The 21,328-nt window shown below is 58.3% G+C and carries 23 protein-coding genes; 13 read left to right on the top strand and 10 right to left on the bottom strand.

Annotation, left to right across the window (positions count from 1 at the left end):
- Positions 1-252: 252 nt before the first annotated feature.
- A complete protein-coding gene (locus AC236I_RS15995; protein WP_134936764.1) occupies positions 253-699 on the bottom strand; it encodes a GNAT family N-acetyltransferase in 447 nt (148 codons plus the stop codon).
- Between the two features lie 471 nt (positions 700-1,170).
- Between AC236I_RS15995 and AC236I_RS15990 the strand changes: the two genes are divergently transcribed.
- From AC236I_RS15990 to AC236I_RS15960, 7 genes are all read left to right on the top strand, one after another.
- Positions 1,171-2,187: an iron ABC transporter substrate-binding protein gene (locus AC236I_RS15990; protein ID WP_327204215.1), complete on the top strand. Its 1,017-nt coding sequence runs from the start codon at positions 1,171-1,173 to the stop codon at positions 2,185-2,187.
- A gap of 24 nt (positions 2,188-2,211) precedes the next feature.
- Positions 2,212-3,786 carry an ABC transporter permease gene (locus AC236I_RS15985; RefSeq protein WP_180278877.1) on the top strand — a complete coding sequence of 525 codons (1,575 nt, stop codon included), beginning with the start codon at positions 2,212-2,214 and terminating at the stop codon, positions 3,784-3,786.
- Entirely contained in the window at positions 3,787-4,809 is a 1,023-nt protein-coding gene (locus tag AC236I_RS15980) for an ABC transporter ATP-binding protein (protein ID WP_099843161.1), read from the top strand.
- Between the two features lie 364 nt (positions 4,810-5,173).
- Positions 5,174-6,229: a DarT ssDNA thymidine ADP-ribosyltransferase family protein gene (locus tag AC236I_RS15975; RefSeq protein WP_044023549.1), complete on the top strand. Its 1,056-nt coding sequence runs from the start codon at positions 5,174-5,176 to the stop codon at positions 6,227-6,229.
- Between the two features lie 4 nt (positions 6,230-6,233).
- Entirely contained in the window at positions 6,234-6,959 is a 726-nt protein-coding gene (locus AC236I_RS15970) for a DarT1-associated NADAR antitoxin family protein (RefSeq protein ID WP_487608548.1), read from the top strand.
- 16 nt (positions 6,960-6,975) lie between these two features.
- The gene (locus AC236I_RS15965; RefSeq protein WP_015584697.1) at positions 6,976-7,218 is read left to right on the top strand and encodes a hypothetical protein; all 243 of its coding nucleotides are present in this window, start codon (positions 6,976-6,978) and stop codon (positions 7,216-7,218) included.
- Positions 7,215-7,535, top strand: coding sequence for a hypothetical protein (locus AC236I_RS15960; protein ID WP_048023096.1), 321 nt, complete (start codon positions 7,215-7,217; stop codon positions 7,533-7,535). The genes AC236I_RS15965 and AC236I_RS15960 overlap by 4 nt, the downstream gene beginning before the upstream one ends.
- A 177-nt stretch (positions 7,536-7,712) precedes the next feature.
- Here the strand turns inward: AC236I_RS15960 and AC236I_RS15955 are convergent, their stop codons facing one another.
- The 3 genes from AC236I_RS15955 to hpxD form a co-directional block, all read right to left on the bottom strand.
- Positions 7,713-8,054 carry a hypothetical protein gene (locus tag AC236I_RS15955; protein WP_487608547.1) on the bottom strand — a complete coding sequence of 114 codons (342 nt, stop codon included), beginning with the start codon at positions 8,052-8,054 and terminating at the stop codon, positions 7,713-7,715.
- 220 nt (positions 8,055-8,274) lie between these two features.
- A complete protein-coding gene (locus AC236I_RS15950) occupies positions 8,275-9,249 on the bottom strand; it encodes a PDR/VanB family oxidoreductase (RefSeq protein WP_487608546.1) in 975 nt (324 codons plus the stop codon).
- 13 nt (positions 9,250-9,262) lie between these two features.
- Positions 9,263-10,300, bottom strand: a complete 1,038-nt coding sequence (gene hpxD, locus AC236I_RS15945; RefSeq protein ID WP_004860301.1) for a molybdenum cofactor-independent xanthine hydroxylase subunit HpxD — start codon at positions 10,298-10,300, stop codon at positions 9,263-9,265.
- Between the two features lie 126 nt (positions 10,301-10,426).
- Here hpxD and hpxR point away from each other — a divergent pair, with 126 nt between their 5' ends.
- Positions 10,427-11,344 (top strand): LysR family hpxDE operon transcriptional regulator HpxR, encoded by a 918-nt coding sequence (hpxR, locus tag AC236I_RS15940; protein WP_004860304.1) that lies wholly within the window; start codon positions 10,427-10,429, stop codon positions 11,342-11,344.
- Here the strand turns inward: hpxR and hpxO are convergent.
- The gene (gene hpxO / locus AC236I_RS15935) at positions 11,341-12,495 is read right to left on the bottom strand and encodes an FAD-dependent urate hydroxylase HpxO (protein WP_004860305.1); all 1,155 of its coding nucleotides are present in this window, start codon (positions 12,493-12,495) and stop codon (positions 11,341-11,343) included. The two genes, hpxR and hpxO, sit on opposite strands and share 4 nt — an antisense overlap.
- A gap of 498 nt (positions 12,496-12,993) precedes the next feature.
- On the opposite strand from hpxO, the gene uraD reads away from it, so the two are divergent.
- Both uraD and uraH read left to right on the top strand, forming a co-directional pair.
- Positions 12,994-13,494 carry a 2-oxo-4-hydroxy-4-carboxy-5-ureidoimidazoline decarboxylase gene (gene uraD / locus AC236I_RS15930; RefSeq protein WP_192226175.1) on the top strand — a complete coding sequence of 167 codons (501 nt, stop codon included), beginning with the start codon at positions 12,994-12,996 and terminating at the stop codon, positions 13,492-13,494.
- Complete coding sequence (gene uraH, locus AC236I_RS15925; protein ID WP_004860309.1) at positions 13,491-13,817, top strand: hydroxyisourate hydrolase; 327 nt, start codon at positions 13,491-13,493, stop codon at positions 13,815-13,817. The genes uraD and uraH overlap by 4 nt, the downstream gene beginning before the upstream one ends.
- A gap of 33 nt (positions 13,818-13,850) precedes the next feature.
- On the opposite strand, the gene guaD is transcribed toward uraH, so the two are convergent.
- Positions 13,851-15,167, bottom strand: coding sequence for a guanine deaminase (guaD, locus tag AC236I_RS15920; protein ID WP_004860311.1), 1,317 nt, complete (start codon positions 15,165-15,167; stop codon positions 13,851-13,853).
- A gap of 109 nt (positions 15,168-15,276) precedes the next feature.
- A complete protein-coding gene (locus AC236I_RS15915; protein ID WP_004860313.1) occupies positions 15,277-16,770 on the bottom strand; it encodes an NCS1 family nucleobase:cation symporter-1 in 1,494 nt (497 codons plus the stop codon).
- Between the two features lie 145 nt (positions 16,771-16,915).
- On the opposite strand from AC236I_RS15915, the gene AC236I_RS15910 reads away from it, so the two are divergent.
- Genes AC236I_RS15910 through puuE form a run of 3 tightly spaced genes read left to right on the top strand, consistent with a single transcriptional unit; the run spans position 16,916 to position 19,324 of the window.
- A complete protein-coding gene (locus tag AC236I_RS15910) occupies positions 16,916-17,632 on the top strand; it encodes a GntR family transcriptional regulator (protein WP_015584690.1) in 717 nt (238 codons plus the stop codon).
- Positions 17,632-18,381, top strand: coding sequence for an allantoin racemase (gene hpxA, locus AC236I_RS15905; RefSeq protein ID WP_487608545.1), 750 nt, complete (start codon positions 17,632-17,634; stop codon positions 18,379-18,381). Before AC236I_RS15910 ends, hpxA begins: the two co-directional genes overlap by 1 nt.
- Before the next feature lie 10 nt (positions 18,382-18,391).
- The gene (puuE, locus tag AC236I_RS15900) at positions 18,392-19,324 is read left to right on the top strand and encodes an allantoinase PuuE (protein WP_004860320.1); all 933 of its coding nucleotides are present in this window, start codon (positions 18,392-18,394) and stop codon (positions 19,322-19,324) included.
- Between the two features lie 34 nt (positions 19,325-19,358).
- Here the strand turns inward: puuE and hpxZ are convergent, their stop codons facing one another.
- The 3 genes from hpxZ to hpxX are packed head-to-tail and all read right to left on the bottom strand — an operon-like array spanning position 19,359 to position 21,324.
- Positions 19,359-19,745 carry an oxalurate catabolism protein HpxZ gene (gene hpxZ / locus AC236I_RS15895; RefSeq protein ID WP_071359281.1) on the bottom strand — a complete coding sequence of 129 codons (387 nt, stop codon included), beginning with the start codon at positions 19,743-19,745 and terminating at the stop codon, positions 19,359-19,361.
- A complete protein-coding gene (locus tag AC236I_RS15890; RefSeq protein WP_239613500.1) occupies positions 19,742-21,139 on the bottom strand; it encodes an AtzE family amidohydrolase in 1,398 nt (465 codons plus the stop codon). Before AC236I_RS15890 ends, hpxZ begins: the two co-directional genes overlap by 4 nt.
- The gene (gene hpxX, locus AC236I_RS15885) at positions 21,136-21,324 is read right to left on the bottom strand and encodes an oxalurate catabolism protein HpxX (protein WP_004860327.1); all 189 of its coding nucleotides are present in this window, start codon (positions 21,322-21,324) and stop codon (positions 21,136-21,138) included. The genes AC236I_RS15890 and hpxX overlap by 4 nt, the downstream gene beginning before the upstream one ends.
- Between the last annotated feature and the right edge of the window lie 4 nt (positions 21,325-21,328).

Below are 21,328 nucleotides of genomic sequence, written 5' to 3'. Positions count from 1 at the left end.
GCAACCAACAAAGATCGGCCTGGTTTGCGCGTAGCGTCTCTCCCGCTGCGGCCGGGGAACCGTCAACGCGAGCTGAAGCACAAGTCGGCAACTGCGTTATTTCAGCAGTTGCCGCGCAGGACCCACGCGATATTTGGCGGCTGGCCCTCTACGCTCATTCGGCGCTAAGCCCCCAAAGCATCTGCTCTGCATTCCTCGCTGGCTGCGTGCAGGGTGCGCAATCCCGATCTATTATCGCAGCGGCGAGAGCGGTTATTTAGTTAGCAGCTTATTATAGACGTAGAAATCCGTGTCGCGTACGAAGCCATTTTTCTCATACAGCGCTTGTGCTCGCGTATTATCCGTTGCGGTACTGAGCATAATAAAAGCCGAGTCGGACTCTTTGGCTAACTGCCCGGCGCGGGCGATAAGCGCTTCAGCAACCCCCTGTTTACGGGACGAAGGATCAACAAACAAGTCATACAGTAACCAGATACGCTTCATTTCTAATGAGCAGAACAGCGGATACAGTTGCGTAAATCCCACGACTTTGTCGGCAATTTGAGCAAAGAAAATAGTCGATTCATTAAGCTGTAAGCGTTGCAGAATAAAATCACGCGCCTGCTCACGCTGGGCCCCGACATCATAAAATTCGCGATATGCAAGAAACAGCGGCAGGATTTTATCCACATCCTTGGGTTGCGCCTGATAAATATTCATCTTAAACCTCGTGGCAAAGACCCATTATTGTAGGCCGAATTATCCCACTGTAAATACCAACCTTGTGGGGGAACAAAATACCGACCATTTCACCCACAGCGCGCGGTGGGTGTGCGGAGGATTGAACGTGCCGTCAGCGGGCAGACCCGCTGCTATTGTGGCGCATATTCGCGCTCGCTGGCGTCCGGTGAGCTGATGGTGTAGGATTTTTGTTCGCGGCATAAATGCAATCTGGATCATATTTTTAATATTTTCCGCGAAAAACGATCGCATCTTAAGGTTGTTTTAATCTTTTATTTTATCTTGTTTTAAATAAAGCATTTTCAGATAAGAAAGCGATGCGGGGCAATATTTTTAACTGTTTTTATTTTATGGGAATTGTTTTCATTATCATTCCCATTTCTCTGTGTTTTAATCCTTTCCGGCCAGGCTATCGGCGGCCATTTATCCATTAATACTAAGGATTAGCACATGAATTTTCGCCTGTCGTCTTATTGCTCCGCCGCGCTCGTCGCTGCTTCTGTGTTTCTTGCTCCTCAGGTCCTGGCGGCCGAAAGCGGTGAAGGCATTGTTGTCTATAACGCGCAGCATGAAAATCTGGTCAAGTCGTGGGTGGATGGCTTTACCAAAGAAACCGGTATTAAAGTGACTCTGCGTAACGGCGGTGATAGCGAGCTGGGAAATCAGCTGGTGCAGGAAGGCGCGGCTTCGCCGGCTGACGTTTTCCTGACGGAAAACTCCCCGTCAATGGTCCTGGTCGACAATGCAAAATTATTCGCGCCGCTGAACGCCGACACCTTAAGTCAGGTGGCGCCGGAATTTCGCCCTGATCACGGCCGCTGGATCGGCATCGCGGCGCGTAGCACCGTTTTTGTCTATAACCCGGAAAAAATCAGCGAAGCTCAGCTGCCGCATTCTCTGATGGATCTGGCGAAACCGGAATGGAAAGGGCGCTGGGCCGCATCGCCATCGGGTGCTGATTTCCAGGCCATTGTCAGCGCGATGCTGGCACTGAAGGGCGAGCAAGCGACGCTGGACTGGCTCAAAGCGATGAAAACCAACTTCGTGGCCTATAAAGGCAACAGCACCGTGATGAAGGCCGTCAATGCCGGGCAAATTGATGGCGGGGTGATTTACCACTACTATCGCTTTGTCGATCAGGCCAAAACCGGTGAAAACAGCAAAAACACCAAACTGTATTATTTCAAACATCAGGATCCGGGTGCTTTCGTGAGTATCTCCGGCGGCGGCGTGCTGGCCTCCAGCAAACATAAAGAGCAGGCGCAGGCCTTCATCAAGTGGATCACCGGTAAGCAGGGTCAGGATGAGCTGAGAACCAATAATGCCTTTGAATATGCCGTAGGTGTCGATGCCGCCTCTAACCCGAAACTGACGCCGCTGAAAGAACTGGATGCGCCGAAAGTAGAGCCTTCTTCGCTGAACAGCAAAAAAGTTATCGAACTGATGACGCAAGCTGGCCTGCTGTGATCCCTCCGGTGAAGTGAATACCTTATGTCTGGTCTGAGTATTACACTCGGAAAAAAAGTACGACGCCTGCCTGAGCGCAGGCGTCCTGCATTTCCGATGGTTGCATTAGCGGTACTGTTTTCATTATTAGCACTCCTCCCGCCGGGTTTTGTCGTTGCCGTGGGGATTGATACCGGATGGGAGACCATTAAGGCGCTGGTGTTCCGTCCGCGCGTCGGGGAGTTGCTCAGCAATACGCTGTGGCTCAGCGCCCTGACCGTCCCGGCGTGCATTGCGCTCGGCGTGACGGTCGCGTGGCTGACTGAACGCACGACCCTGGCAGGGCGGCAGGTCTGGTCGGCGCTGGCGGTTGCCCCGCTGGCGATTCCGGCGTTTGTTCAGAGCTATGCCTGGGTCAGCGCGGTGCCATCGATGCACGGCCTCTCCTCCGGCGTGTTCCTCTCGGTGCTTGCCTACTATCCCTTCATCTATATGCCGGTCGCGGCGGTGCTTCGCCGCCTGGATCCGACGCTGGAAGACGTTGCCGCCTCGCTGGGCACGCCGCCGTGGAAGGTTTTTTTCCGCGTGGTGTTACCGCAGCTGAAGCTGGCCATTTGCGGCGGCGCGCTGCTGGTGGCGCTGCACCTGCTGGCGGAATACGGCCTGTATGCGATGATCCGTTTCGATACCTTTACGACCGCGATCTATGACCAGTTCCAGTCCACGTTCAGCGGTCCGGCGGCCAATATGCTGGCCGGCGTGCTGGCGCTGTGCTGCCTGGCGTTCCTGCTGCTGGAGAGCGCCACCCGGGGGAAAGCGCGCTATGCCCGTATTGGCGCCGGGGCCGCGCGGGAGCAGAAACGCAAACGCATGAATGTGATGGCGACCCTCGCTGCACAGTCGCTGCTGTGTGCGCTGGTGCTGCTGGCGCTAGGGGTACCGCTGCTGGTGCTGTGTCGCTGGCTGTGGTTGGGGGGCCTCGAGAACTGGATGAACGCCGACCTGTGGCACTCTCTTCGCCAGACGCTGGTGCTGGGGGCCAGCGGTGCGCTGCTGACGACCGCCTGCGGTATCCCCATCGCCTGGCTGGGGATTCGCTACCCGCATCGTCTGTTTCGCCTGCTTGAAGGGTGCAATTACATGACCAGTTCGCTGCCGGGTATTGTGACCGCGCTGGCGCTGGTTACGGTGACTATCCACTATGCCCGGCCCATCTATCAGACTGAAGTGACGCTGTTTCTGGCCTACCTGCTGATGTTTATGCCTCGTGCGCTGATCAATCTTCGCGCGGGAATCGCCCAGGCGCCGGTGGAGCTGGAAAACGTCGCGCGGAGTCTGGGAAGAAGCCCGGGGCGGGCGCTGTGGAGCATCACGATGCGTCTCGCCGCGCCGGGCGCGACGGCCGGGGCCGCTCTGGTCTTTCTCGGCGTCAGCAACGAACTGACCGCGACGCTGCTGCTTTCACCGCTGGGAACCCGTACGCTGGCCACCGGCTTTTGGGCACTAACCAGCGAGATAGATTATGTCGCTGCGGCGCCCTACGCGATGCTGATGATCGCGATTTCTCTACCGTTGACCGGTGTGCTCTATCACCAGTCGAAAAAAATTGCAGGTCTGTAAATGCTGGAATTAACCTCGATCTCAAAATCTTTTGCCGATGTTCAGGTGCTGGATAACCTTTTTCTGTCGGTGGCCCCCGGCAGCCGCACGGCCATCGTCGGGCCGTCCGGCTCCGGAAAAACAACGCTGCTGCGTATTCTCGCCGGGTTTGAAACGCCGGATGCCGGGCGCATCGTGATGCAGGGCAGAACGCTGTTTGATGAGGGGATTTTTATTCCCGCCCATCAGCGCGGCATCGGTTTCGTCCCGCAGGAGGGAGCCTTGTTCCCGCACCTTAACGTCGCCGACAATATTGCCTGGGGCTTAGATTGCTCCCGGCAGGAGAAGCGCCGTCGGGTCGCGGCATTGATGGAGATGGTGTCGCTGGATGGGCAGCTGGCCACGCACTGGCCGCATGAAATATCCGGCGGCCAGCAGCAGCGCGTGGCCCTCGCCCGGGCGCTGGCGCAGCGGCCATCGCTGATGCTGCTGGATGAACCTTTTTCCGCCCTCGATACCGGACTTCGTGCCACCACGCGAAAGGCGACGGCAGACCTGCTTGCCCAGGCCGGCGTCGCCGCGATTCTGGTGACCCACGATCAGAATGAAGCGCTGTCGTTTGCCAGCCAGGTTGCGGTGATGCGTCAGGGGCGCTTTACCCAGGTGGGCACCCCGTTTGAGGTCTATTCGCGGCCCGCCGATGAAGCCACGGCGCTGTTTCTGGGCGATGCGCTGGTGCTTCCTGCCGAGCTTCAAGGCGGACGGGCGCAGTGCGCGATTGGCGCGCTGCTGACCGATAATGACGATATCACCGGGCAGGGGCGGGTTATGCTGCGTCCGGAACAGCTAATGATTACGCCTTGCCAGAATGAGGAGAGTGCCGCCACCATCCTCGACGTGGATTTTTCCGGCCATTTGTCGACTTTAACGCTGGCGATCGCGCAGCAGACGCTGACCCTGAAAACCGTCAGCCGGGCGGACTGGGTGCCGGGCCGCCGGGTACATATTGAGGTCAGCGGTAAAGGGCGGGTGTTTATTCCTTAATAAATGAAAATCGCGCCAGGGTATTTCTGGCGTCATTTATTCTACCGGCGACCGTGACGTGGATGAATAATATCGACACGCATGGTCTGGCGGCTAAAAATGCTGATTGCGGATCCCTGTCGGCTAATCGCGCCGCATTTTCGCGCCCGTCATGCCGGCGTACAGGCTAGCGTTAGCCCTTGAGTTAACTGAATGAATCGATTAATGTGAGTCGTCGTTCACCCATCCTTTGCACGTTCCGTGGGGCCTCTGAACAACTAAAAATACGAATAAGATAACACTCACTTCCTCTTTGCTATCGGTGAAGCGTAACGGCGTGCGCGGTAATGCACAATAAGAGAATAATGATAGTGCTGGAGTTCATATGTGGACTGTGATTGGCATTTTTTTAGTTCTGGTTTTTATCGGCAATGTAATAAAGAAAAAAGAAACGCCCCCTACTAAAAAAGGTAGTCGGGTGGCCGAGCCGTTGGTTGACGTTGAAAAACGAAAAGCATATACCCTGCAGGTTGACCCGGTAAAGCCGGTGACGAAGCCGCGGATGCTTTTGAGTGACATAGCGACGGATGACAAGGCGCCGCACTCGTTAATGGTCGATGTAAATAAGGCTGCGCCCGGTATTACGATAGCGGAAGCGCTAAATCTTATTATGCATATTGACGGGTTTAAAGAGTATATGTTAACGCGCTATGCAATAACGGGATTAACTCACCTGGCACCGGCTTATATGTCCGATGTCCATGATAATTTCATGCGCTTAATTGTGAATAAACCCTTCTATGCTATTCAGCAATTTAACTGGGCACGAGTCATTGATTTTTCTTCTACCCCGCGGAGAAATATTTCTTCGTTATATCACTTTAGCCACCTGTCAAATCTGAGAAGCATATTTAAATCTGGGATTATTAGCCGCCAACGACTCGAAGAGGGTGGGCACCGTTTTCACTATAATGATGAACTGAGGCTGGAGGGGGTAAGGGATGCGATTTCCCTGTCGTTAGGTGAGGTGAATAAAAAAATGCTCTACAAATATTCCCACGGGCTGCGCGATCGCGACTGGGTGATCTTCAAAATTAAAAAAGAGCTAATTAGCGGACCCACCCAACCTTCATTCGATCATCGGGCTTTGCTCAAACGAGCCATTTTTTGCCACCACAACGCGGCGTCTTCCGCTGTCAGAGCCATCAGCGTGGAGCAGCGGCAAAAACATCAGGCTTTCCAGGCGATGTTTTGCGGTGATAATCATCAAGATTCCGGCGATCGCCCGTATGATATCCAGGCCGAAATTTTATATTCTGGCGAGATCCCAGTCTGGTTTATTAGTGACGTTATTTTTTATTCCGCGGATAAGATCCCGCCGTGGTTACGCGACTATACGGTGAACATCGTGGTTGACCCTTCACATTTTTCTTTCAGGTGAGTTTATGGCCGTTCGTCCCGTCTTTATCCCGACCCGAGAAGGGGAGGCGCTGGTTGACATCGTTAACGTGGATTTCAGCTGGTCACCGGGTCTGGCGGTCAGCCAGAAACAAAAGTCTATAGCCGCGCTGCATGACGGTTACGCCCGGATGTCGCCGGAAGCAAAGATTCTTGAAGTATCCAGTAAATCTCCGGATGCACTGGGCGTTCAGCTCAGCGCCTTTAACATGGGCGTCGGTAGCCTCGGCGGACAATTTATCAGCGTGGAATCGCTGTTCCAGTCTTCGAAAGTGTTTACCGATAGCGGAACGGTACGCGGGCCCTTTCGCGAGCTGATGCGAAAGGCGCCAAAAGAGGCCCGACGCGCGGAGGTGCTCAAAACTTCGGGGCGCTTAACCCACTTTTCCTTTCAGCCCAACGAGGCGCGTGAACCGGTTATCTGGCCGCTGGAGCCGAAAAGCGCGTTCTATGACTGGCTGTATCTCAACGCGCTGTACCACTCGCCTTGTAAAGAGCAGGTGCTGAACTATTCGGCCTTTACCGATATCGAATTTAATCCGGCGAAATCGGTCAACTGCCAGGCCTACTCCGTGGCGCTGTGGTGCGCGCTACGCCAGCGGCAATTGTTAACAACGGCTATTCCCCCGCGAGATGCGTTCATCGCACTGATCGAACGCTTCACCATTTACAACACCAGCGATGGCGATCTCCGCAATATGTCTCTTTTCTAACTAATCAGGAGCGATAATGGCAAGGCAACGACTCAATGGCGATATCCCTGTGCCGACCGCTTCTGCGGCAGATACCTTTGACGATATTCCGCAGGCGCGTAAGCAGGCGATTCGGGAAGAGGTGATGGACGACTATTACGCGCGCCTCCAGGCTGTGAAAAAAGAGGTGGATGCGATGACCATTACCCAGCGCGAAATGTTTCACCGTAGTCTGACAGAGACGCTGGCATTGCTGTCGGTCGGGGAGACGAAAAAATGAATGAGAATAAAATCCTGGCCGCCGTTGCTGAATCCCTTAGTAAAACCCACGACGCCATCAACCAGGCCAATAATGCGCTCGGGACGCTGGCACGCGAGTATTTGTATCGCTCAATGCTGGAGAGCGCGCTCTCCGGAGAGCTGATTGCGATGGAAGCGGCCTTGAAATCGGTGCAGGAGCGTATCCAGCGCCAGGAAAAACATGAGGCGATGCTGGCGGAAATGGATCCCCAAAATCGGGAGGCGTTTAACGCGCTGTACGAAGAAAACAGGGCCAGATACGCCCGGCTGCTGAATGAAAAACACCCCGGAAAGTAAGCCGCCATCGCTGTATTCCGGCGGCGAAAAAAAAGCCAGCCAGAAACTGGCTGGCAAAGTTTCGGATACAACTCCATATTATGATTGGTGTTTCGGGGGAACCTGAACACCTGTCTGGACACGGCGGTAGACGCTGCAATACCCAGAAAGCTGGCCAGCTATCGTCGCCTCGCGGGGTTATTCTCCGGCCAGCAGCTTTTTGCAACTGTAGATAAACGCGCTGGAACGCCGGGTTAACCCTTCAATCTCCCTCGGCTTCATGCCGTTACGCAGATGGGTCATAATCCATTGCCGATCGGCGTCGACATGGGAGCGGCAGTGGTATTTCGCTGCCTCTTTCTCTACTTTTTGCTGCGCCAGCAGGGCGGCGATCTCCTGCTGCTTTTGGCGGGCTATCGGCGCCAGCTCGCTGTCCTCGTGTCGCGCTATTTCGTTCCAGATCGCTAAGGCGCGCCGCAATAATCCCCGCTCCTGCAGACTTTGCGCCTGAATCTGTTTCTCTTGCAGTGTTGTTACCATGATATCGGCACGGCCCGTTCGCTGTGGGGTTATTTGTCATACAAATATGGCGATGATTGATTCAGAAAGAAAATGAATAATTTTTATCTTAATTATGAATGAATGGCATGATTTTATATCTTGCTGATTATAATAAATTTTATTGTGATGCGCGGGAGAGGGCAGGTCCGGCGTCTGAGAGGCTGGTGTGCGCTATCATCAGACTCCGGAAAGATAAAAATTACAAATCAATCAGCAAGTTGGCCGAGCGGCTGCGGGAGCAGCACAGGGCTATCTGCTGTGCGGCGGCGGCTTTCTCGGCCTCTGACTGTACCGTATCACGATGATCGGCCTCGCCGGCCATCAGCGGGGTCAGGCAGGCGCCACACATCCCCATTTCGCAGGAGAGCGCCACGGCAACGCCATGTTCCTGCAGCACCTGGGCAATGGTTTTATCGCCCGGGACCGGCCACGTCTCGCCCGACGACGCCAGGGTGACGGTAAACGTATCCTGACCATCGGTCGCCGCGGCGACCTTCAGCGGCTGGAAGGCTTCGCTGTGAACCTGCGCCTCGGGCCAGTTTTTTTCCGCCGCAATCCGCCGGGCGGTAGCCATAAAACCCGACGGGCCGCAGAGATACAGATGGTGGTCGGCGCGCGCATCGCCCAGCGTATCAGCCAACGATGCGCGTGGACTTTGCCCTTCATCTGAACAATGGACCACGCAGGTGCCGTGGCTGATGATTTTTGCCATTTCGCCGACAAAAGCCGCATTTTCCCGACATTTAACGTAATAATGCAGCTCAAACGGCGTGCCCACCGCGTCGAGATACAGCGCCATGGTATACAGCGGCGTGATGCCAATGCCGGCGGCCAGCAGCGTTACCTGTCGCGCAGGCTGCAGCGCAAACAGATTGCGCGGCGGAGAGATAAGCAGCGTCTGGCCCGGGCGCAGCGTCTCATGAATATAACGTGACCCGCCGCGGGAGGCCTCCTCCCGGCTAACGCAGATCAGATAAGCGTCGGCGCCCGCTTCGGCGTGGGGACCGGTAAGCGAATACTGGCGAATTATCCCGCAGGGCAGGTGAACATCAATATGCGCCCCCGGCAGCCAGCCGGGAAGCGGTCTGCCGTCCTGGGCTAACAATTTGATAGCGAGGCTTTTGTCCCCCTCGCGCCACAGGCCATCGACAACCACCTTCAGTACGTCACTCATCACTCTTCTCCCTTTACACCAGGAAAAACTCACCAAAGCCCATTTTCTTCAGGCTACGACGATAGGCGATTGAACTGCGATCGGCGGGAATGTGCGCCTCAAGCGTTAAGTCCAGCGGCAGTCGTTCCGGACGCTGGGTCTCCACCATCAGACGGTCTTCTTCGAACACGCGCAGGTTGAAGGCATGTACCTCTTCGACCGGCACATGCAGATCAAAATTGCGCGCAATGGGGGCAAACATTCGGGTCACCCGCGATGAGACCGGTGAGGCGGCATTCATGATCACCAGTCGGGCCTCGCCGGGGAAATGGATGGTCAGGGTCGCCGTGAAGGGCAGGTGCAACTCAAAATGGCGCAGCCACTGGAAGCCGTCCGGGGCCCGAAATTCAGAACTGGCCGGGTAATTGCCGACCGAACTCCAGTAATCGGCGGTGAAGCCAAAGGGGGTCTCCTGCGGGATATAGTCGGGAACCAGCTGATTATCGGGATCCGCAAAGGTGTCGGTATGGATCCAGGCGAAGTGGGCAACATCGAGAAATCCCTCGACCTGGCGGCCGGCAAAGCCATTGACCTCAAATCCGGGGCAGTTAATCTGCTGGAAGCCCTCATCGTCCCAGTGGGGAAGGGTGGGCAACGGCATTGGGTTTTCCGCGTCGAAAGCCAGGCAGGTCCAGATCAGCCCGTAGCGCTCTTCGACCGCGTAGCAGGTGAGATTAAGCTTTGCCGGCACCGGACGATCGGGGCTTGAGGGAATGCGGTTGCAGAGGCCATCCTCCCCGAAGCGCAGGCCGTGATAGGGACAAACGATCCCTTCTCCATCATGGAAGCCCAGCGTCAGCGGCACGCCGCGGTGCGGGCAGACGTCGCGCGCAACCACGACCTGCCCCTTAACGCGATAGATAACCAGCTGTTCATCCAGCAACACTGCTTTCACCGGCGCGGCGCCAATATCTTCGGCGCGGGCGACCGGATGCCAGCAGCGGGCCAGGCGTAGCCAGTCTTCAGGATCGAAAGTGCAATGGGCGGGGGGCGTTGGCGCGGCTCTGTTCATGATTTTCCTTCCTGCTCACAGAATACATTTGTTTAATTGTTGTGAGTTTATTGTTGTCATATTAGGGTGTTGACATCCATCAGCATTATTTCACTCACCCGTTGCAAAAAAGAGGACAGGGTAGGCATGAGTCCGTTTTCGCGTTTTGCGCTCTATTTTGCTGAAGTCGCCCGCAGCGGCAGCCTGCGTCGCGCCGCTGAAAAGCTGCATATTTCGGCTTCGGCGATCAATCGCCAGATCCTGCAGGCCGAAGAGGCATTTGGTACGCCGCTGTTCGAACGTCTACCGGAAGGTCTGCGGATGACGGCCGCCGGCGAGCTGCTGTATGACAATCTGCTGCGCTGGCAAAAAGAGTTTCGCCTGACCCGGCAAAAGTTTGATGAGCTGCAGGGGCTGAAGCGTGGAACGGTCAGCGTGGGGATGGTGCAGGCGCTGGCGGAGGGGAGCTTTGCCGCGGCGCTGGCCGATATCATCGGCACCTGGGACTGGCTGGAGCTGGTTTTGCAGGTGGCCGACAGCCATACGGTCAGTGAAAAAGTCCGTCAGGCCGATCTTGATTTCGGCCTGATTCTTGACCCGGAAGGCCAGGCGGGGCTGAGCGTACTGGCGTTTGTTGAACTGGAAATGGGGGTGGTCATGCGTCCGGATAATCCCCTGGCGGATGCGGCTACGCTCTCGCTGGGGGAGCTCAGCCAGCAGCGCCATATCGTCCCTGGCGCTCCGCTGATTGTGCACGACCGTGTCGGCATGCTCTATCGCCATTATGATTTTAGCCCGGCCAACAGCATCAGCTGCAACGATATCCGGCTGATTAAATCGCTGGTGCTGAAGGGCAGCGGCGTGACCGTTCTGAGCCTGCTGGATGTTCTGGATGACGTGAAAAGCGGCCAGCTGGCGTTTGTTCCGCTGCGCAATAAGCTGCTGCGGCCGCTTACGCTGGCGCTGTGTACGGCGCCATCGCGCCAGCTATCTCGCCCGGCGCAAATGGCGATTCAAAAATTGACGGCGGTGATGGAGGAGATGCAAACCGTTGGCGGAGGTTAGCCCAGCGGGCCGCCCTGGATGGTTTCACACAGGCCATTGATAATTCGCTCTCCGGTCTCCTCCTTGAGCTCCTGATACCACGCCTGGGTCAGAGCCATATCTTTCCCGTGCGTGATGTCGCAGCGCTTGCGCGCCTTGAGTATCAGGTCGCGCACGCGCGCGCAGCGCAGCGCTTCGTACTGCCGCAGCGCGGAAACAATCTCGCGATTTTCCAGGAAAATATTGCCCAGCACCACCGCATCCTCCATTGCCGCGCAGCCGCCCTGTCCGATGTCCGGGGTCGTGCTGTGTCCGGCGTCGCCGAGCAGCGCGACCTTGCCGCGCACCAGGGTATCGAAGGGCTCAATGTCATGGATTTCAACGCGGTTGGTCGTCTGTGGATCCAGAGCGGCAATCAGTTTTTGTACCGCTGGCGCCCAGCCGCTGAAGTAGCGGCTGAGATCGTCGCGCAAAGTGTGCCGATCTTCGGCCAGACCGGCGGGCAGCGGAACATCAAAGAAGAAATAGAAACGGCCATGCGCCACCGGCATCAGCGAGACGCGCTTGCCTTCACCAACGAAGGTGGTCCACTGATCCGCCGGGGCAATGCTCTCATCGATATCCACCAGTCCATTCCAGTTGACGTAACCCGCATAGCGGCGTTCGGGCTTATGACCAAGTACATAGGGGCGCAGCGCCGAGTGGCTGCCGTCGGCGGCGATCAGAAAATCACCGTGGGCCGTGGTCCCGTCGCTAAACCAGACGGTCACGCCGTCGGCGTTTTCTTCCGCACGGGTCACCCGTTTACCAAACTGCACCGCCTCGCGTCCCCAAAAATCGAGCATCTCCCTTTGTAGTTCGCTACGTGACACGGGGCAGGGGCGGCCGCCGGTGCGTTCAACCAGCGGGGCAAGGCTAAACCGGGTCAGGGTTTCTCCGCCCTGATACTCTTTATAGGCTAAAAAGTGCATCGGGCCGCCGTAGGTTTCGATGATCTCGCCCATGCCGAGGTTTTTCATGCACTTCACGCCGTTTGGCCAGATGGAGATCGCCGCGCCGACCGGTTTTATCTCTTTCACCGCCTCAAACACCTCGCAGGTGATTCCCGCATTCTTCAAGGCCACCGCCGCGCTCAGACCGCCGATGCCGGCACCAATCACTAATGCTTTCATGCTGTTCTCCTTATATTGCGTCATCAGGAGGTGAGCAATTTGCGTACCAGCTTGCGCAAAGCACCAAAATCGGCCTTGCGGCGACAGCACGGCAAGGTTTCGCACTCATCTGGTGCGTTGGAGGGTGGCAACTGCCATTTTATGAACTAAAAATTTCTTAATGGTGATGAAGGAATCGAAAGTTTCATGAATGGCGCCCCCCTGATGAGCGGACAAGCAACGGTGTCATAGGATAATTATCATTAATAAACAATCGGTTATTGAACTCTGCAACTGATGAGAGATCCGCGGTGCCACTCTGGCCTGCTTTGTGCACTGTGCAGACAACGTTGATGTGAAACAGGGGAATGATAATGTTGCAAAACAAGAACCGCGGTCAGTTTACGGCCGGGACAATGGGCAATGGCGCTGGATCCTGTCGGCGCGGTCAACGGCTGGCGACGACCCTGCGCCGGGCGATATCACGCGGACAACGCGGGGCGGCGGCAAGGAGCGACAATGATCCCGCTGACTCACTTTAACCAACTTCCTCCCGACGAGGCCGCGCGTCTGCTGGAACCGTGCGTGGCGATTGATAGCTGGGTGACGGCGCTGGTGCAGGCCCGGCCATATCCGGACCTTGCGACGCTGCACGCCGTAGCGCGGCAGACGTCGCTGGCGTGGGGCGAACCGGAACTGGATCTGGCGCTGAGCGCGCATCCGCGCATTGGCGAAAAACCCGCCGCCCGGCACGGGCATGCCGCGCTGTCGCGGCAGGAACAGGCGGCGGTCAACGATCGTGACGCGTCGCTCATCCAGGCGTTAATGGAGGGGAACGCCCGCTACGAAGCGCGCTTTGGCCGGGTATTCCTGATTCGCGCCACGGGCCGCAGCGGGGAGGAGATACTGCAGGCGCTGGGGCAACGACTGACCCACAACGCGGCGCAAGAGGTTGCGTCCGCGCTGGCACAGCTCCGTGAAATTACCTTATTACGACTAACGGGAGTCATTGGCGAATGAATACGTTAAGTACCCATATTCTGGATATTTCCACCGGTAAGCCTGCACAGGGAGTGGCGGTCAATCTGCTGCGGGGAGGGCAATCTATCGCCAGCGGCATCACGGATGAAAAGGGGCGTATCGCGTCGCTGGCGCCGGGCAAGCTAACCGCCGGTCGCTACCGGCTGGTGGCGGAGACGGGCGACTGGTTCACACGCGGCGGCCTCGAGACGCTGTATCTGTGCGCGCAGATTGATTTTGCGATTGCCGAGGAGGCGGATGAGCATTTCCATCTGCCGTTCTTGATTGCCCCGGGGGGCTGGTCAACCTATCGCGGAAGCTGAGCGCACCGACGCCCGGCGGCTGGCCGGGCTTGCTTATTCCGCCTCTCTCTGCCAGACGCACTCGCCGTTGACCCAGGTCTGGTGAATATTGCGTTCGTCGCCCAGCGTCATCAGGACAAACAGCTGTTCGTAAATATCCTGACAGCGGGAGAGGCGCAGCCGCTGCAGCGGCGTCACCCCTGGCGTGATGGCGACAAAGTCGGCCTCTTTTCCCGGCTGGAAGTTGCCAATCCTCTCATCGAGACACAGCGCGCGGGCTCCTCCCAGCGTAGCATGGTAAAACGCTTCGCTGGCACGCAGACGATAGCTTTGCAGCTGTGCCACTTTATAGGCTTCACCCAGAGTGCGTAGCATACTGAAGGTCGTCCCCGCGCCGACGTCGCTGCCGATGCCAATACGCACCTTCTGCTGCCAGCTGGTGGGCAAGCGGAACAGACCGCTGCCGAGAAACAGGTTTGAGGTCGGGCAGAAGGCGAGCGCCGAGCCGGTTTCGTGCAGGCATCGCCACTCCGCATCGGCGAGATGAATTCCGTGGGCAAATACGCTGCGTTCGCCGGTTAAGCGGTAGTGGTGATACACATCAAGATAGTGCTCATGCTCCGGCCACAGGCTTTTCACCCACGCAATCTCATTGAGGTTTTCGCTCAAATGGGTATGCAGCCAGGTATCCGGGAACTCTTCCCGCAGGCGTTGAACCGCCGTCAGCAGCTCTGGCGTCGACGTAGGGGCAAAACGCGGCGTGATGGCGTAGCCGAGGCGGCCCTGATGGTGCCAGCGCTGAATGAGCTCCCGGGTCTGCCGGTAGCTCTGCTCCGCCGTTTCACTCAGATAGTCCGGAGTGTGGCGGTCCATCATCACTTTACCGGCGAGCAGGCGCATATTCAGCCGCAGGGCTTCGGTAAACAGCGCATCGACCGATTCGGGATGCAGGGTACAAAACACCAGCGCGGTGGTGGTGCCGTGGCTCAGCAGCTGGTTGATAAAGAACTGCGCGATCTCTGCGGCATACTCTTCATCACAAAACTGACTCTCCACCGGAAAGGTGTAGGTGGTCAGCCACTCCAGCAGCTGCTCGCCGAAGGCGCCAATCATCTCAGTTTGCGGATAATGCACGTGCGCATCGACAAAACCGGGGAGTAACAGCTGCCCGCGCAGATCGAGATAGCCTGTTTGCGGATGCAGGTACCGTTCGCCCTCCTGCCACGGCAGCAGCGCCTGAATTTTTCCCTGCTGGATAAACAGCACGCCATCATCAAGGTAGCGCGCATGGCGAGCGATATCGTCGGCGCTGTCGGCGATGCGGGCGATATCGAAAAAAGCGCCGCGAACGGCGGTGTGGTATTCAATCATCAGGACAACCTTCTTTGTTCCAGACAGGGGCAGGGGTATTGAGCAAAATTAATGCCAGTTTGCCGGACGGGAGATACCGCGGCGCAGCGCCGCGGCAAAAGGGAGCGGGCTACTCTTTCTGGGTAAGCGGGCGGGAGGTCAAGCGCGATGCGGCGGGGGCGCGATCGTCGCGGGCGATCCAGCGATAGGCCGCGCCGCTCAGGAAGACGCCGATAAACCAGCTAAAGTTCGCCACTTCATGCAGGGCCGGAATAAAGCTAATCACCAGACCGATCGCCACCGATGGGATCAACGCCGCAATGGCTTTCGGGTTAAAGCCGTTGCGATACCAGTACTGACCCTGCGGCGTGGCATCAAACAAGTCGTCGACGGACACCTGGCCGCGCTTAATCAGGTAGAAGTCGACAATCAGAATACCAAACAGCGGGCCGATAAAGGCGCCCAGAACATCCAGCGTATAGTGAATCAGCTCCGGTGAGTTAAACAGGTTCCACGGCGTGAGCACAATGGAGCCGACCGCGGCGATCATGCCGCCGGTACGGAAGCTGATTTTCTGCGGCGAGCAGTTGGAGAAGTCAAACGCCGGTGAGACAAAGTTGGCGACAATATTGATACCGATGGTGGCCGTAATCATCGTCAGCAGACCAATGGCGACCGCCAGGTCGTTCCCCACGCGGCTGACGGTTTCAATCGGGTCGGTGATCATCCGGCCGAACAGCGACTGGGTGCCGGAGACAATCACCACGGTAACGATCGAAAACAGCAGGAAGTTAAACGGCAAACCCCAGCGATTACCGCGGCGGATTTCACCCATGCTTTTGCCGTAGCGCGAGAAGTCGCCGAAGTTCAGCAGCGGGCCGGAGAAGTAGGAGACCACCAGCGCGGTGGCGGTGATCATCTGCCAGGTCTGCTCGCCGGCGGTCAGCGATTTGCTGGCCAGGGTAAAGGAAATACCGTCAAAGCCGGTTTTGTATACAATCCAGCCCGCCAGCGCCAGCATCACCACGTAGACCGCCGGCCCGGCAATATCAATAAAGCGCTTAATGGCGCTCATCCCGTGCCAGAAAACCATCGCCTGCAGTAGCCACATGGTGGCGAAACAGAGCCATCCGAGGTGCGACAGGCCAAGGAAGGAGGCTGCGGTTAATGTCGCCAGCGAAGGCCAGAACTTGAGCAGCACCAGCATCAGCGCGTTGGCCGCCAGATAGGTCTGAATGCCGTACCAGGCGAAGGCGATAAGACCGCGGATCACCGCCGGGATATTGGCGCCAAAGACGCCAAATGCCTGACGACAGATGACCGCATAGGGCACCCCCGCCATCTGGCTCGGCTTCGCTACCAGGTTGGCGCACAGCTGGACGATACAAATTCCCACCAGCAGGCAGAGAAGGACCTGCCAGCTGGCCAGCCCGAGCGTGAAGAAGCTCGCCGCGACCACGTAGCCTCCCATGCTATGGACGTCGGACATCCAGAAAGAAAAGATGTTGTACCAGCTCCAGTTCTGGTCGCGCGTCGGCGCCAGATCCTCATTACACAGCCGTGGGCTGTAGCCGACGGTGGAGTCAGCGGCCTTAACCTGATGGGTATGTTGTCTGTTTGGCATGAAACCTGCTCCTCTGAATGAAAACCCTTTTACGTTACTGGTTGAGGCTGTTGCAGGATTCAGGCCAGAATCGTTAATCTTGTATACAAGAAATTTATTTTATGTATACGATTGGCTATCGAAAAGTAAAATCCGGAGTGGGTGAATGCGTAATGAAAACCGTCAGCAGGCCGCGGCAGCGCCGCATGACAAGGATGAATCCATCTATCAGGCCCTGATGACCGCCATCGTCGAACATCAGCTCCTGCCGGGCAGCAGGTTGCCGGAGGAGGCGCTGGCCGAAGTGTTCGGCGTGAGTCGGACCGGGATCCGCAAGGTGCTGCAACGACTCAATGCTGTGCAAATGGTGACATTAGCGCCCAAACGTGGTGCACAGGTCGCCAGCCCGACGGTGGAAGAGGCGCGGGAGATCTTCCGCACCCGCGCGCTGCTGGAGGTGGCGAACCTGCCCGATGTCATCGCCCGCTGCCAGCCACCGCACCTGGCGGCGCTGGAGGCGATTATTCGCCAGGAGCAGCAGGCGCATGAAACCGGTGATGGCCCGGCGGCGATTCGCTTTTCCGCCGAATTTCATATTCAGCTGCAGGCCATTTCCGGCAATCAGGTCCTCACCGAAATGGTGACCCGCCTGAGTCAGCGCTCTTCATTAGTGATTGCGGCATGGGGGGCGCCGTGGCGTCAGGGCTGTCGCTGCGACGATCACCAGCAGCTTGTCCAGCTGCTGCGGCAAAAAGCGCTGCCGCCCCTCAGCGCGGCGTTAACGCACCATTTTGAACATATTGTTGCCAGCCTCTGCTTTGAGCGGGCTGGTGAATGCCTGCCTGATTTTGCCCGGCTCTTTGCCGGCGACAAGGAGTCCTGATGGCCGCTATTTGTATACAAGTGATTAATCCCAACACCAACGCCGGGATGACCGACACCATCGCGATCGCCGCCCGCATGGCGGCGGCGCCGGGGACCGAGATTATGGCGGTCTCTGCACGGGAAGGGGTGCCGTCCATTGAAGGCCATTTTGATGAAGCCATCGCCGCCGTCGGCGTGCTGGAGCAGATTCAGGCCGGCCGCCAGCAGGGCGTTTCGGGCCACGTCATCGCCTGTTTCGGCGATCCGGGATTGCTGGCGGCCCGCGAACTGGCGCAGGGGCCGGTGATCGGCATTGCCGAAGCGGCGATGCATATGGCCACGCTGGTAGCCACGCGCTTTTCCATTGTGACCACGCTGCCGCGTACGCTGATCATCGCCCGCCATCTGCTGCACCAGTATGGCTTTTACGACCACTGTTCCGGGCTACACGCCATCGATCTGCCGGTGCTGGCGCTGGAAGACGGCAGCGGCGTGGCGCAGGAGAAGGTGCGCGCGCGCTGTATCCAGGCATTAAAAGAGGATGGCTGTGGCACCATCGTGCTGGGCTGCGGCGGAATGGCGACCCTGGCCCAGGAGCTGACCCGCGAACTGCAGGCGCCGGTCATTGATGGCGTCAGCGCAGCGGTAAAGATGGTGGAGTCGCTGGTGGCGCTGGGGCTGTCGACCAGCAAACGCGGGGACCTGGCGTTCCCGGAAGCCAAAACCCTGAGCGGTAAATTTCAGGCATTCAATACATTTTCAATTTAAGGGGTGGGAGATGACGTCAGCAGCACAGAATTACCCTCGCGACCTGCGAGGATACGCCGGTCAACCGCCGCACGCGCAGTGGCCGAACCAGGCGCGCATTGCCGTGCAGTTTGTCCTCAATTATGAAGAGGGGGCGGAAAACCATGTTCTGCATGGCGACGCCGGTTCCGAGCAGTTTCTCTCCGATATTATCGGCGCCGCCAGCTACCCGGACCGGCACATGTCGATGGACTCGCTGTATGAGTACGGCAGCCGCGCCGGGTTCTGGCGCATTCATCAGGAGTTCAGCCGGCGCGGGCTGCCGCTGACGGTGTTCGGCGTGGCGATGGCCCTCGCGCGTCACCCCGATATCGTCGCGGCGATTAAAGCCGCCGACTACGACGTGGTTAGCCACGGCTGGCGTTGGATCCACTATCAGCATATGGATAGCGACATGGAGCGCGAGCATCTGCACAAGGCAGTGCACGTCTTAACAGACCTGTTCGGCAAGCCGCCAACCGGCTGGTACACCGGGCGGGACAGTCCCAATACGCGGCGGCTGGTGGTGGAACACGGCGGTTTCGAGTATGACAGCGACTACTATGGCGATGATTTACCTTTCTGGACCGAGGTGCCGTGCGGCGACGGTTCGCGCAAGCCGCATCTGATCGTCCCCTATACCCTCGACGCCAACGACATGCGCTTTGCCACCGCGCAGGGGTTCAATACCGCTGAGCAGTTTTATACCTACCTGAAAGATAGTTTTGATGTGCTGTATGAAGAAGGGGAAGATGCGCCGAAGATGATGTCTATCGGTATGCACTGTCGCCTGCTTGGCCGGCCGGGGCGCTTCCGCGCCCTGCAGCGTTTCCTCGATTATGTCCAGCAGCACGAGCGGGTGTGGGTCTGTACGCGCCAGCAGATCGCCACGCACTGGCGCGAAGTCCATCCGTACCGGGAATAGCTGTCGTTCCCGGGTAGCCCGGCTCAGCGCCGGGCTAGCTCATCAGGCTGACCTGCGCGGCAACAATCCGCCAGCCAAAAGGAAAGCGGACCCAGGTTTGCTGCTGGCGGCCGATGCGATCGCTGCCGGCGCGGGTAAACTCGGTGCTGCACACCGCGTAATCCTCGCCGAAGGTGACGATCTCGGTGTGGCGTAATTCGCGCTGTAATCCCGCCGCCGGACGTGCGGCGCGAAAGGCGCGAATTTCATCGATACCGTAGAGGTTCTCGCCGGCGCCCAGGCGCACCGTCCGTTTATCGTGCCAGAAGAGCTCATCCAGCACCGCAATGTTGTTGCTGACCAGCGCCTCTTCGTAGCGGTAAAAGGCGGCCGTTACCTCGGCCAGAACGCGCGGCCGGTTAATATTATCCTGATTGATCATCGTGCTCTCTCCGCAGGGCGGGCCTCGCTGATGCCCGCGTGTTCCAGCGCGCGCGCGGCGCGCAGACAGGCCAGTTCATTAAACGGCGCGGCAATCAGCTGCACGCCAATGGGGCGGTTGGACGCGGTGCGCAACGGGACCGTCACCACCGGCAGGCCAAGGAACGAGATGGGCTGAGTGAGCATGCCCATACTGGCGCGAACGGGCAGCATCTCGCCGTTGATCGTCATCGTCGGTTGGCCGATAAGGGTGGCGCTGCACGGCGTCGCCGGGGCGATGAGTACATCGACGTGGTGAAACAGCGATTTTATCGCCTCCCGGGCATGGCGCCGAAAACGCTGCGCCTGAAGATACCAGGCCGAAGGAATCATCGCCCCGGCCAGCAGACGCTCCCGCGAGTTCGGTTCAAAGCGAGCCGGTTCACGCCGCAGCGCCGGCAGATAGTGATTGCCCCCTTCGGAGGCGCTGATGATAAACGCCGCCGAACGGGCAAGCTCCGCCTCGGGGAAAACATGCTCTTCGCGGGCCTCAAGGGCCTGCGCCACACGTGCCACGGCGGCACGGGCGTCGCTATCGCACCAGTCGCTGAAATAGCCGCCCAGCACTCCGCAGCGCAGATCCTCCGCCCCGCGTTCCAGCCGCTGGCGAGTGGGGGCAACGGCTTCGTCCGCCTGGGCATCATCATCGGGGTCGTGCCCCTGTAAGGCATCGTACACCGCCGCCAGATCGTCGACGCAGCGGGCAAACGGGCCAATGTGATCGAGGCTGGCGACGAACGGATGGCTGCCCGCACGCGACAGGCGGCCAAACGTCGGTTTCAGACCAAAAATGCCGCACAGGGAGGCCGGGACGCGGATTGAGCCGTTGGTATCGCTTCCCAGAGAGAAGTGAACCAGCCCGGCGGCAACCGCCGCTGCCGAACCGCCGGAAGAGCCGCCGGCAATACGCTGCAGATCGTGCGGATTATGGGTGGCGCCATAGTGGCTGTTTTCGGTGGTGAACCCGTAGGCGTAGGCATCCATATTGACCATTCCGCTAAGCAGGCCGCCTGCCGCGCAGATCTGCCGTACCGCCCAGCCGTCATTGACGGCAGGCGGGCGGTCGCTGAACAGCTGTGCGCCGGCGAGGGTGGTTTCCCCGGCAACGTCGAACAGATTTTTTACCGCGTAGGGGACCCCCGCCAGCGCCGGTAACGGCTGACGGGTTCGACACAGCGCATCAATCTGGTCGGCTTCGGCGAGCATCCGGCGTTCGGTGATCTGCGTCCAGGCATTAATCTGCGGGTTAACCTGCGCCATGTCGTCCAGGGTGCGGCGGGCAATTTCTCTGGCGCTCAGCTCACCCTCGGCCAGCGCGCGCTGAATATCAGCAATCGTCATCTCAGTCAGCGTCATGCTTTGTACACTCCGGCAATCTCCAGGCGTTCATCGAGGGGAAAGGCCATCAGCGGCTCAGCCATGGCGGCAATGCGGGCGAACTGTAGCTGAAGCTCGCCGCGGCGGGTGTCGTCCAGTTCCAGCGCCAGCAGGTGTTCCATTTGCGCCAGATAAGCGCGCCAGTCGTTTACGCTATGCGTCATGTTG

This window comes from Klebsiella sp. Sb-30, from assembly GCF_057652795.1.
Note: the sequence above shows the minus strand (reverse complement) of the source record. Positions and strands in the feature narration are given on the sequence as shown.

Excerpts from the sequence above, each read along its gene's own strand:
- AC236I_RS15985 (WP_180278877.1), top strand. The coding sequence starts at position 2,212 with ATGTCTGGTCTGAGTATTACACTCGGAAAAAAAGTACGACGCCTGCCT.
- hpxA (WP_487608545.1), top strand. The coding sequence starts at position 17,632 with ATGGCCGCTATTTGTATACAAGTGATTAATCCCAACACCAACGCCGGG.
- AC236I_RS15990 (WP_327204215.1), top strand. The coding sequence starts at position 1,171 with ATGAATTTTCGCCTGTCGTCTTATTGCTCCGCCGCGCTCGTCGCTGCT.
- AC236I_RS15890 (WP_239613500.1), bottom strand. The coding sequence starts at position 21,139 with ATGACGCTGACTGAGATGACGATTGCTGATATTCAGCGCGCGCTGGCC.
- hpxX (WP_004860327.1), bottom strand. The coding sequence starts at position 21,324 with ATGACGCATAGCGTAAACGACTGGCGCGCTTATCTGGCGCAAATGGAA.
- AC236I_RS15980 (WP_099843161.1), top strand. The coding sequence starts at position 3,787 with ATGCTGGAATTAACCTCGATCTCAAAATCTTTTGCCGATGTTCAGGTG.
- uraD (WP_192226175.1), top strand. The coding sequence starts at position 12,994 with ATGATCCCGCTGACTCACTTTAACCAACTTCCTCCCGACGAGGCCGCG.
- AC236I_RS15955 (WP_487608547.1), bottom strand. The coding sequence starts at position 8,054 with ATGGTAACAACACTGCAAGAGAAACAGATTCAGGCGCAAAGTCTGCAG.
- AC236I_RS15915 (WP_004860313.1), bottom strand. The coding sequence starts at position 16,770 with ATGCCAAACAGACAACATACCCATCAGGTTAAGGCCGCTGACTCCACC.
- puuE (WP_004860320.1), top strand. The coding sequence starts at position 18,392 with ATGACGTCAGCAGCACAGAATTACCCTCGCGACCTGCGAGGATACGCC.
- AC236I_RS15970 (WP_487608548.1), top strand. The coding sequence starts at position 6,234 with ATGGCCGTTCGTCCCGTCTTTATCCCGACCCGAGAAGGGGAGGCGCTG.
- AC236I_RS15960 (WP_048023096.1), top strand. The coding sequence starts at position 7,215 with ATGAATGAGAATAAAATCCTGGCCGCCGTTGCTGAATCCCTTAGTAAA.
- AC236I_RS15965 (WP_015584697.1), top strand. The coding sequence starts at position 6,976 with ATGGCAAGGCAACGACTCAATGGCGATATCCCTGTGCCGACCGCTTCT.
- uraH (WP_004860309.1), top strand. The coding sequence starts at position 13,491 with ATGAATACGTTAAGTACCCATATTCTGGATATTTCCACCGGTAAGCCT.
- AC236I_RS15950 (WP_487608546.1), bottom strand. The coding sequence starts at position 9,249 with ATGAGTGACGTACTGAAGGTGGTTGTCGATGGCCTGTGGCGCGAGGGG.
- AC236I_RS15995 (WP_134936764.1), bottom strand. The coding sequence starts at position 699 with ATGAATATTTATCAGGCGCAACCCAAGGATGTGGATAAAATCCTGCCG.
- hpxO (WP_004860305.1), bottom strand. The coding sequence starts at position 12,495 with ATGAAAGCATTAGTGATTGGTGCCGGCATCGGCGGTCTGAGCGCGGCG.
- AC236I_RS15975 (WP_044023549.1), top strand. The coding sequence starts at position 5,174 with ATGTGGACTGTGATTGGCATTTTTTTAGTTCTGGTTTTTATCGGCAAT.
- hpxZ (WP_071359281.1), bottom strand. The coding sequence starts at position 19,745 with ATGATCAATCAGGATAATATTAACCGGCCGCGCGTTCTGGCCGAGGTA.
- hpxR (WP_004860304.1), top strand. The coding sequence starts at position 10,427 with ATGAGTCCGTTTTCGCGTTTTGCGCTCTATTTTGCTGAAGTCGCCCGC.
- AC236I_RS15910 (WP_015584690.1), top strand. The coding sequence starts at position 16,916 with ATGCGTAATGAAAACCGTCAGCAGGCCGCGGCAGCGCCGCATGACAAG.
- guaD (WP_004860311.1), bottom strand. The coding sequence starts at position 15,167 with ATGATTGAATACCACACCGCCGTTCGCGGCGCTTTTTTCGATATCGCC.
- hpxD (WP_004860301.1), bottom strand. The coding sequence starts at position 10,300 with ATGAACAGAGCCGCGCCAACGCCCCCCGCCCATTGCACTTTCGATCCT.